The organism is Pseudomonas entomophila (genome assembly GCF_013523125.1).
GTDB lineage: Bacteria > Pseudomonadota > Gammaproteobacteria > Pseudomonadales > Pseudomonadaceae > Aquipseudomonas > Aquipseudomonas entomophila_B.
Window position 1 is genome coordinate 1 of the sequence record NZ_JAAMQJ010000071.1, and the last position, 7046, is coordinate 7046.

6 protein-coding genes and 1 pseudogene are annotated in these 7046 nt (G+C 67.5%); 2 read left to right on the plus strand and 5 right to left on the minus strand.

Features of this window, described 5'->3' with window-relative positions; translation table 11 throughout:
* Positions 1 to 205: 205 nt before the first annotated feature.
* The 4 genes from gabP to G7007_RS21340 form a co-directional block, all read right to left on the minus strand.
* Complete coding sequence (gene gabP / locus G7007_RS21325; protein WP_181105029.1) at positions 206 to 1612, minus strand: GABA permease; 1407 nt, start codon at positions 1610 to 1612, stop codon at positions 206 to 208.
* A 340-nt stretch (positions 1613 to 1952) separates the two neighbouring features.
* Entirely contained in the window at positions 1953 to 2543 is a 591-nt protein-coding gene (locus tag G7007_RS21330) for an HAD family hydrolase (protein WP_181105031.1), read from the minus strand.
* The gene (tesB, locus tag G7007_RS21335) at positions 2540 to 3409 is read right to left on the minus strand and encodes an acyl-CoA thioesterase II (protein WP_181105033.1); all 870 of its coding nucleotides are present in this window, start codon (positions 3407 to 3409) and stop codon (positions 2540 to 2542) included. Before tesB ends, G7007_RS21330 begins: the two co-directional genes overlap by 4 nt.
* 74 nt (positions 3410 to 3483) lie before the next feature.
* A complete protein-coding gene (locus tag G7007_RS21340) occupies positions 3484 to 4053 on the minus strand; it encodes a GNAT family N-acetyltransferase (RefSeq protein ID WP_181105035.1) in 570 nt (189 codons plus the stop codon).
* Between the two features lie 140 nt (positions 4054 to 4193).
* Between G7007_RS21340 and G7007_RS21345 the strand changes: the two genes are divergently transcribed.
* Both G7007_RS21345 and G7007_RS21350 read left to right on the plus strand, forming a co-directional pair.
* Positions 4194 to 5108: a histone deacetylase family protein gene (locus G7007_RS21345; protein ID WP_181105037.1), complete on the plus strand. Its 915-nt coding sequence runs from the start codon at positions 4194 to 4196 to the stop codon at positions 5106 to 5108.
* Between the two features lie 145 nt (positions 5109 to 5253).
* On the plus strand, positions 5254 to 6504 hold the full coding sequence (locus tag G7007_RS21350) for a TIGR03862 family flavoprotein (RefSeq protein WP_181105039.1): 1251 nt from the start codon (positions 5254 to 5256) through the stop codon (positions 6502 to 6504).
* Positions 6505 to 6747: 243 nt separating this feature from the next.
* Here G7007_RS21350 and G7007_RS21355 read toward each other — a convergent pair.
* Positions 6748 to 7046 (minus strand): annotated as a pseudogene (locus G7007_RS21355) (DEAD/DEAH box helicase); the annotation flags it as partial.

Here is a 7046-nt window from a genome sequence, read left to right on the forward strand (position 1 = left end):
CGAGCATATCTACAATGCGGGCTCGATGCCCTAGGAGCGGCTCTGCTTCATGGCCTTCCCTCGATGATCAGTCGAGAACTTTGGCCTGCAAGGAGGCAAAAGTCGAGATACAAGGAGCGGCCCCTGCGCCGCGATCGGTCCCGCAGGGGCCGTAAAACCAGCCCCTCCGTCTTTCCGGCAATAAGCCAACGCCCAGCCCCGAACCTCAGGACCTCACCTCCCCCAACACCCGCCCCTGCGCCGTCCGCGCATGCCCCCGCGAGCTGATGATCCCCAGGAACGAGATCACGATCGCCAGCCCCAGGGTCGCGCTGATCTCTGCGCGATGCTCCTCGGTGAACATCATCACGCCCAACGCGCAGACGATGAACACGATCACCGCCCAGGTCAGCCAGGGGAACAGCCACATGCGGAACTTCAGCTGGGCGTTCTCGCGCTCCAGTCGACCGCGCATGCGCAGCTGGGAAATGGCGATCACCAGGTAGACCAGCAAGGCGATGGCCCCGGAGCTGGCCAGCAGGAACTCGAACACGCCCTTGGGCGCGAAGTAGTTGAGCACCGTGATGGCCACGCCGATCAGCGTGCTGCCGAACACCGCTGCGCGCGGCACACCGACGCTGGAGGTCTTCTTCAGCATGGCCGGCGCGTCGCCGCGCTTGGCCAGCGAATACATCATCCGCGAGGCGATGTAGATCGACGAGTTCATGCAGCTGGCGACCGCCACCAGCACCACGAAGTCGACCATGAACGACGCATAGGGGATGTTCATCAGCTCCAGCGCACGCTGGTAGGACCCCACCACCGCCAGTTGCGGGTCGTTCCACGGCACGATCGAGATGATCACCAGGATCGACAGCAGGTAGAAGGTACTGATCCGCCAGATCACCGAGCGGGTGGCCTTGGCGATGTTGCGCGAAGGGTCGCTGGACTCGGCTGCGGCGATGGTCACCGCCTCGGTGCCGATGAAGCTGAACATCACCGTGATGAACGCCCCCACCACCGCCGAGGCGCCATTCGGGGCGAAGCCGCCGTGCTGCGCCATCAGCGACCCCAGGCCGCTGACCTCGCGTTCCGGCAACCAGCCCATCAGCGCGGCGAAGCCCAGGCCGATGAAGCCGATGATCGCCGTGACCTTGAGCACCGCGAACCAGAACTCGAACTCACCGTACTTGGCCACGCTGAACAGGTTGGTCGCCGCCAGCAGCACGATCGAGGCCAGTGCGAACAACCAACTGTCCACCTCCGGGAACCACAGGTTCAGCACATGCCCGGCCGCCAGGGCCTCGATGGGGATCACCAGCACCCAGAACCACCAGTACAACCAGCCGATGGTGTAGCCGGCCCATGGCCCGATAGCCTGGTCGGCGTAGGTGGAAAATGACCCGGTGTCAGGGTGAGCGACGGCCATTTCGCCGAGCATGCGCATGACCAGCACCACCAAGGTACCGGCCACCAGGTAAGCGATTATGGTTGCCGGACCGGCCGCCGCGATGGCGTGCCCCGAACCGACGAACAGCCCTGCACCGATGATGCCGGCAATCGACAGCATCGTTACATGACGTGGTTTGAACCCTTGTGCAAGGGCGCTCCCATCAGATCCCACGGTGTTCATTGATCTTGTTCTCTTTTTGCTGACACAAGGAAGGAAGGCAGGCGTAGGCGAAAGCGTCTCCTGTGGGACGAGGGGGAATGTGGCTCACCGGCGCGTTGTTATTGTCGGGCGATGCAGGACCGCGGCGCGTCAGTGAAGTGCGGCCTCACTGTAAGCCGGGCACCGCGTGTGGAAATTATTCGAAAACGTCCCGTAACTGTTCGATCACGACAGGCAATACCTGGATGCGCCAGATGTCGCGGATGACGTATCCATCCGCGTCATGACCGGTGACGCAACCCGCGATAATGGCAAGAAGACAGCTCTGCAACGCTCGTCTCCCGCCGTCGAACGACGCCGGTCAGCCCAGCAGACGGCGCAGGGCATGACAGTCGCGGGCATGCCAGTCGGCCAGTTCCGGCCAGGGGTTGTCCGGTACGTTGACCAGCACCGTGTGCGCCCCGGCCGCGCGGCCGCAATCGAGGTCGAACCGGTAATCGCCGACCATCACCAGCTGCGAGGGCGCGACGTTCCAGTCCTGGGCGATCCGCAGCAACCCGTCCGGGCTAGGCTTGGGCGCCGCCTCGTCACGCCCGAGGATCTGCGCGACCGGGAAGCAGTCGGCCAGGCCGATGGCCTGCAGGGTGACGTGGGCCAGCTCACGGGCATTGCGCGTCAGGATGCCCAGCTGACATCCCCGCTCGGCCAGCTCGCGCACCAGCTCCACCGCGCCCTCTGCCGCCTGCGAGCCGAGGGCCAGTTCGCGCTCGTGCTCCAGCAGCCAGGCGTGCTTGGCCTGGGCGACCTCGGCGGGCAGGCCGGCCAGGTGGGTGAGGATGTCTTCGTCGAGCGGGATCTCCAGCGCGCGGCGGATGCCGACGAAGTCGTGCACGGCCACGGTCAGCGTGCCGTCCATGTCGAACACCCAGTGGCGGATCTCGGAAAGTGTCATGCCCAGTCCTTGCGGTGGCGGATCAGGCCTTCCTGGCACGACGAGGCGACCAGTTGACCTGCGCGGTTGTAGATGCTGCCCCGGTTGAAGCCACGGGCGTTGCCCGCCCAGGGGCTGTCGTTGGCGTACAGCAGCCACTCGTCGGCACGCAGGTTGCCATGGAACCACAGCGCGTGATCCAGGCTGGCGATCTGCATGTCGCGCTGCCACACCGACTTGCCATGGGGCAGCAGCGAGGTGGTCAGCAGGCCGAAGTCCGAGGCGTAGGCCAGCAGGTACTTGTGCAGGGCCGGTGCGTCCGGCAACTGGCCGTCGGCGCGGAACCAGGTGTACTTGACCGGATCGCCCGGGCGCGGGTTGAACGGGTCGCGCTCGGTGACCGGACGGATCTCGATCGGCTTGGCGCAGAGGATCTTGTCGCGCAGGCGCTCCGGCAGACGGTCGGCATGCGCGCGCGCCAGCTCCACTTCGCTGGGCAGGTTTTCCGGCCCCGGCACGTCCGGCATCGGCGCCTGGTGCTCGAAGCCTTGCTCGTCGTACTGGAACGAGGCGCTGCAGGTGAAGATCGGCTGGCCCTTCTGGATCGCGGTCACCCGGCGCGTGCTGAAGCTGCCGCCGTCGCGGACCCGGTCGACCGAGTAGACCACCGGCAGGCTGGCGTCGCCCGGACGCAGGAAGTAGCCGTGCAGCGAATGCACGTGGCGTGCGTCCTCGACCGTCTGGCAGGCGGCCGACAGCGACTGGCCGAGCACCTGGCCGCCGTACAGCTGGCGAAAGCCCAGGTCCTGGCTGCGCCCGCGGAACAGGTTTTCTTCGATCGGTTCTAGGCTCAACAGGTCGACGAGGTCGTCCAGCACATGGCTCATTGAAATCTCCCGGCAAGGCATCACGGCATTATAGAGGCCGGCAGATGATACAAGTTTTGACCGTCAGGCCGCGCTCAGCCGTGCAAGGTGCGTTGCCAGCTTGCGCGGTCGATGCGGTAGAGGACATGGGGACGCAGCGGATGACCGGCTGGCAGGCGCGGATGCTCGAAGCGACCCTGCACGTCCTCGACCATGCCGATGGCCTGCATGACCCTCTGCGACGGCAGGTTGGAGACGCTGGTGAACGACACCACCTCGTCCAGGTGCAACTGGGCGAACGCGCAGTGCAGGCAGGTCCAGGCCGCTTCGCTGGCGTAGCCCTGCCCCCAGTGGCGACGGGCCAGACGCCAGCCGATCTCGACTGCCGGGGCGAACGGCGCCTCGAAGTTCACGCGCAGCAGACCGGTCAGGCCGATGAACGCCCCGGTGTCCAGTCGCTCCAGCGCCCACAGGCCGAAGCCGTGCTCGCTGAAATGCCCACGGATGCGCCCGATCAGCGCCGCGGTCTCGAGCCGCGTCAGGGGCGCGGGGAAGTAGCGCATCACCTGGGGGTCGGCGCACAGGTCGGCGAAGGGGGCCAGGTCCTCGTCGCGCCACTGGCGCAGGGCCAACCGGGGGCTTTCCAGGCGCAGGACAGGGGTCATGGCGCACTCCACAGGCAAGGGAACCGCATGATAGGCACGCCACCGTCGCTGCGGGAATACCACGCCCCCTTGGGCGCCTCGACGTTGCCCCAGGCCCTGGCGGCTGGCAAGATCGAGGCACGCCCCTTTGCGACCCTGCCATGGCCCTGCCGCTGATCTACCACGACGACTACAGCCCGACGTTTCCACCGGAACACCGCTTTCCGATGGACAAGTTCCGCCTGCTGCGCGATCACCTGGTGGACACCGGGCTGACCACCGACGCGGCCCTGATCCGGCCCGAGGTGTGTTCCCACGACATCCTCGCCCTGGCCCACGACCGGGGCTACATCGAACGCTACCTGAGCGGCGAGCTGTCCCGCGAGGACCAGCGCCGCCTCGGCCTGCCCTGGAGCGAAGCCCTGGCGCGCCGCACCGTGCGGGCCGTCGGCGGCTCGCTGCTCACCGCCGAGCTGGCCCTGGAGCACGGGCTGGCCTGCCACCTGGCCGGCGGCACCCACCACGCCCACCATGACTATCCAGCAGGGTTCTGCATCTTCAACGACCTGGCGGTGATCAGTCGCTACCTGCTGGCGGCCGGGCGCGTGCAGCGGGTGCTGATCTTCGACTGCGACGTGCACCAGGGCGACGGCACCGCGCGCATGCTCGAAGACACCCCGGAGGCGATCACCGTGTCGCTGCACTGCCAGCAGAATTTTCCGGCGCGCAAGGCCCACAGCGACTGGGACATCCCACTGCCACGTGGCATGGGCGATGCGGCCTACCTGGACGTGGTGGACGATGCGCTCAACTACCTGCTGCCGCTGTACCAGCCCGACCTGGTGCTGTACGACGCCGGAGTCGACGTGCACCGGGACGACGCGCTGGGCTACCTGCAACTGACCGATCAGGGCCTGGCCGAGCGCGATGCGCGGGTGCTGCGCCACTGCCTGGGCCGGGACATCCCGGTGGCAGGCGTGATCGGCGGCGGCTACAGCAAAGACCGTGAGGCCTTGGCCAGGCGGCACGGCATCCTGCACCACACGGCGGCCAGGGTGCTGGGTTGTGCACACTGAGTGTGGAACCGCCTGTGGATAACCTGAGCGAAACCCTCGCCAGCCCTTGTGCCACGAGCCCTGCAGAGAACTGATCATTTTTCGTACAGCGCCCGCGGCAGTGCAGGTGCGGTAGAATGCCGGTTTTTCCACAGCCCGGGTTGCCATGACCGATTCCGCCCCCTCCCCTCGCCCCCTGGTCGCCGTCATCGGCGGCGGCCCTGCCGGCCTGATGGCCGCCGAAGCGCTGGCCCAGGCCGGCCTGGCCGTGGAGCTGTTCGACGCCATGCCCTCGGTGGGCCGCAAGTTCCTGCTAGCCGGCGTGGGCGGCATGAACATCACCCATTCCGAGCCTTACTCGGCGTTCGTCGGCCGCTACGCCGAGCGCCGTGACGAGATCGACCGCCTGTTGCAGGGCTTTGATGCCACGGCCTTGCGCGCATGGATCCATGGCCTGGACGTCAGCACCTTCGTCGGCACCTCGGGCCGCGTGTTTCCGACCGACATGAAGGCCGCCCCGCTGCTGCGCGCCTGGCTCAAGCGTCTGCGCGACGACGGTGTGGTCCTCCACACCCGTCACCGCTGGCTCGGCTGGCAGGCCGACGGCCGCCTGCGCGTGGCCGGCCCCCAGGGCGAGCGCGTCATCGAGGCGGCGGCGGTGGTCCTGGCCCTGGGCGGTGGCAGCTGGGCGCGCCTGGGCTCGGACGGGGCCTGGCTGCCGCTGTTGGCCGCACGCGGCGTGGAGGTCGCCGCGCTGCGACCGAGCAACTGCGGGTTCGAGGTCGAGGCCTGGAGCGACCTGCTCAAGGGCAAGTTCGCCGGGGCGCCGCTGAAGAACGTGGCCATGGCGCTGCCTGGCGAGGTGCCGCGCAAGGGTGAGTGCATCCTCACCGCGCACGGCCTGGAAGGCAGCCTGGTGTATGCCCTGTCGGCGCCGATTCGCCAGTGTATCGAAGAGACCGGTCGCGCCACGGTGCTGCTCGACCTGCTGCCCGACCGGCCACTGGATACCCTGGTGCGCGCCTTGAGCAAGCCCCGTGGCTCGCGCTCGATGGCCAAGCACTTGCAAGGCCAGGTGGGATTGGACGGCGTCAAGGCTGCCCTGCTGCGCGAGGTGACCGAGCCTACCGTGTTCGCCGATCCGGTCAGGCTGGCGCAGGCGATCAAGGCCGTGCCCATCGAGCTGGTGCGCACCCGTCCGCTCGACGAAGCGATCAGCAGTGCTGGTGGTGTGCGCTTCGAGGCATTGGATGAGGGATTGATGCTCAAAGCCCTGCCCGGCGTGTTCTGCGCAGGCGAGATGCTGGACTGGGAAGCGCCCACCGGCGGCTACCTGCTGACCGCCTGCTTCGCCAGCGGGCTGAGGGCCGGCCAGGCGGCTGCGGCATGGGCAACACGGGCCGTCGGCGCGGCATGACCGGCTGTCACGGGCCGGATAGGAGTCTGCCTGCCGCCTTGGCGCCGTGCTGTCGCGTAGAGAACATGGCAGTAACTGGCAGGATCCGAGGCTTCATTGCTGATCGGTTTCAGGGCCGCTTTGCGGCCCATCGCGGCACAGGGGCCGCTCCACCCGTCGCGGTGACGCAGGCAATCACGGTCGGTGTGAGAGCGGCCCCCGTGCCGCGATTGGGCCCGCAGGGCCCACAAAAGCCTAAAACGCTTACGGCTTGCGCTTGCGCGCACCGCCATTGAAGCTCGGCACCTTGCGCACTGCCTTCACCGCCGGCGCCTTGGCCGGCGTCTCGTCGCTGTCCATCCAGCGCCCCAGGCCGCGCTTGGCGCTGTTCTCCTTGGGCTTCTTGGGTTTCTTCGGCTTCTTGATCACCTGCCCGCTGGCATCGGTCAGCGGCACGCGGTGGTCCGGGATGAAGTCCGGCTCGTCGTGACGCGGCAGGGTCTGCCGGATCAGCACTTCGATGGCCGACAGCAGCTGCACCTCGTCGGCGCACACCAGGGAAA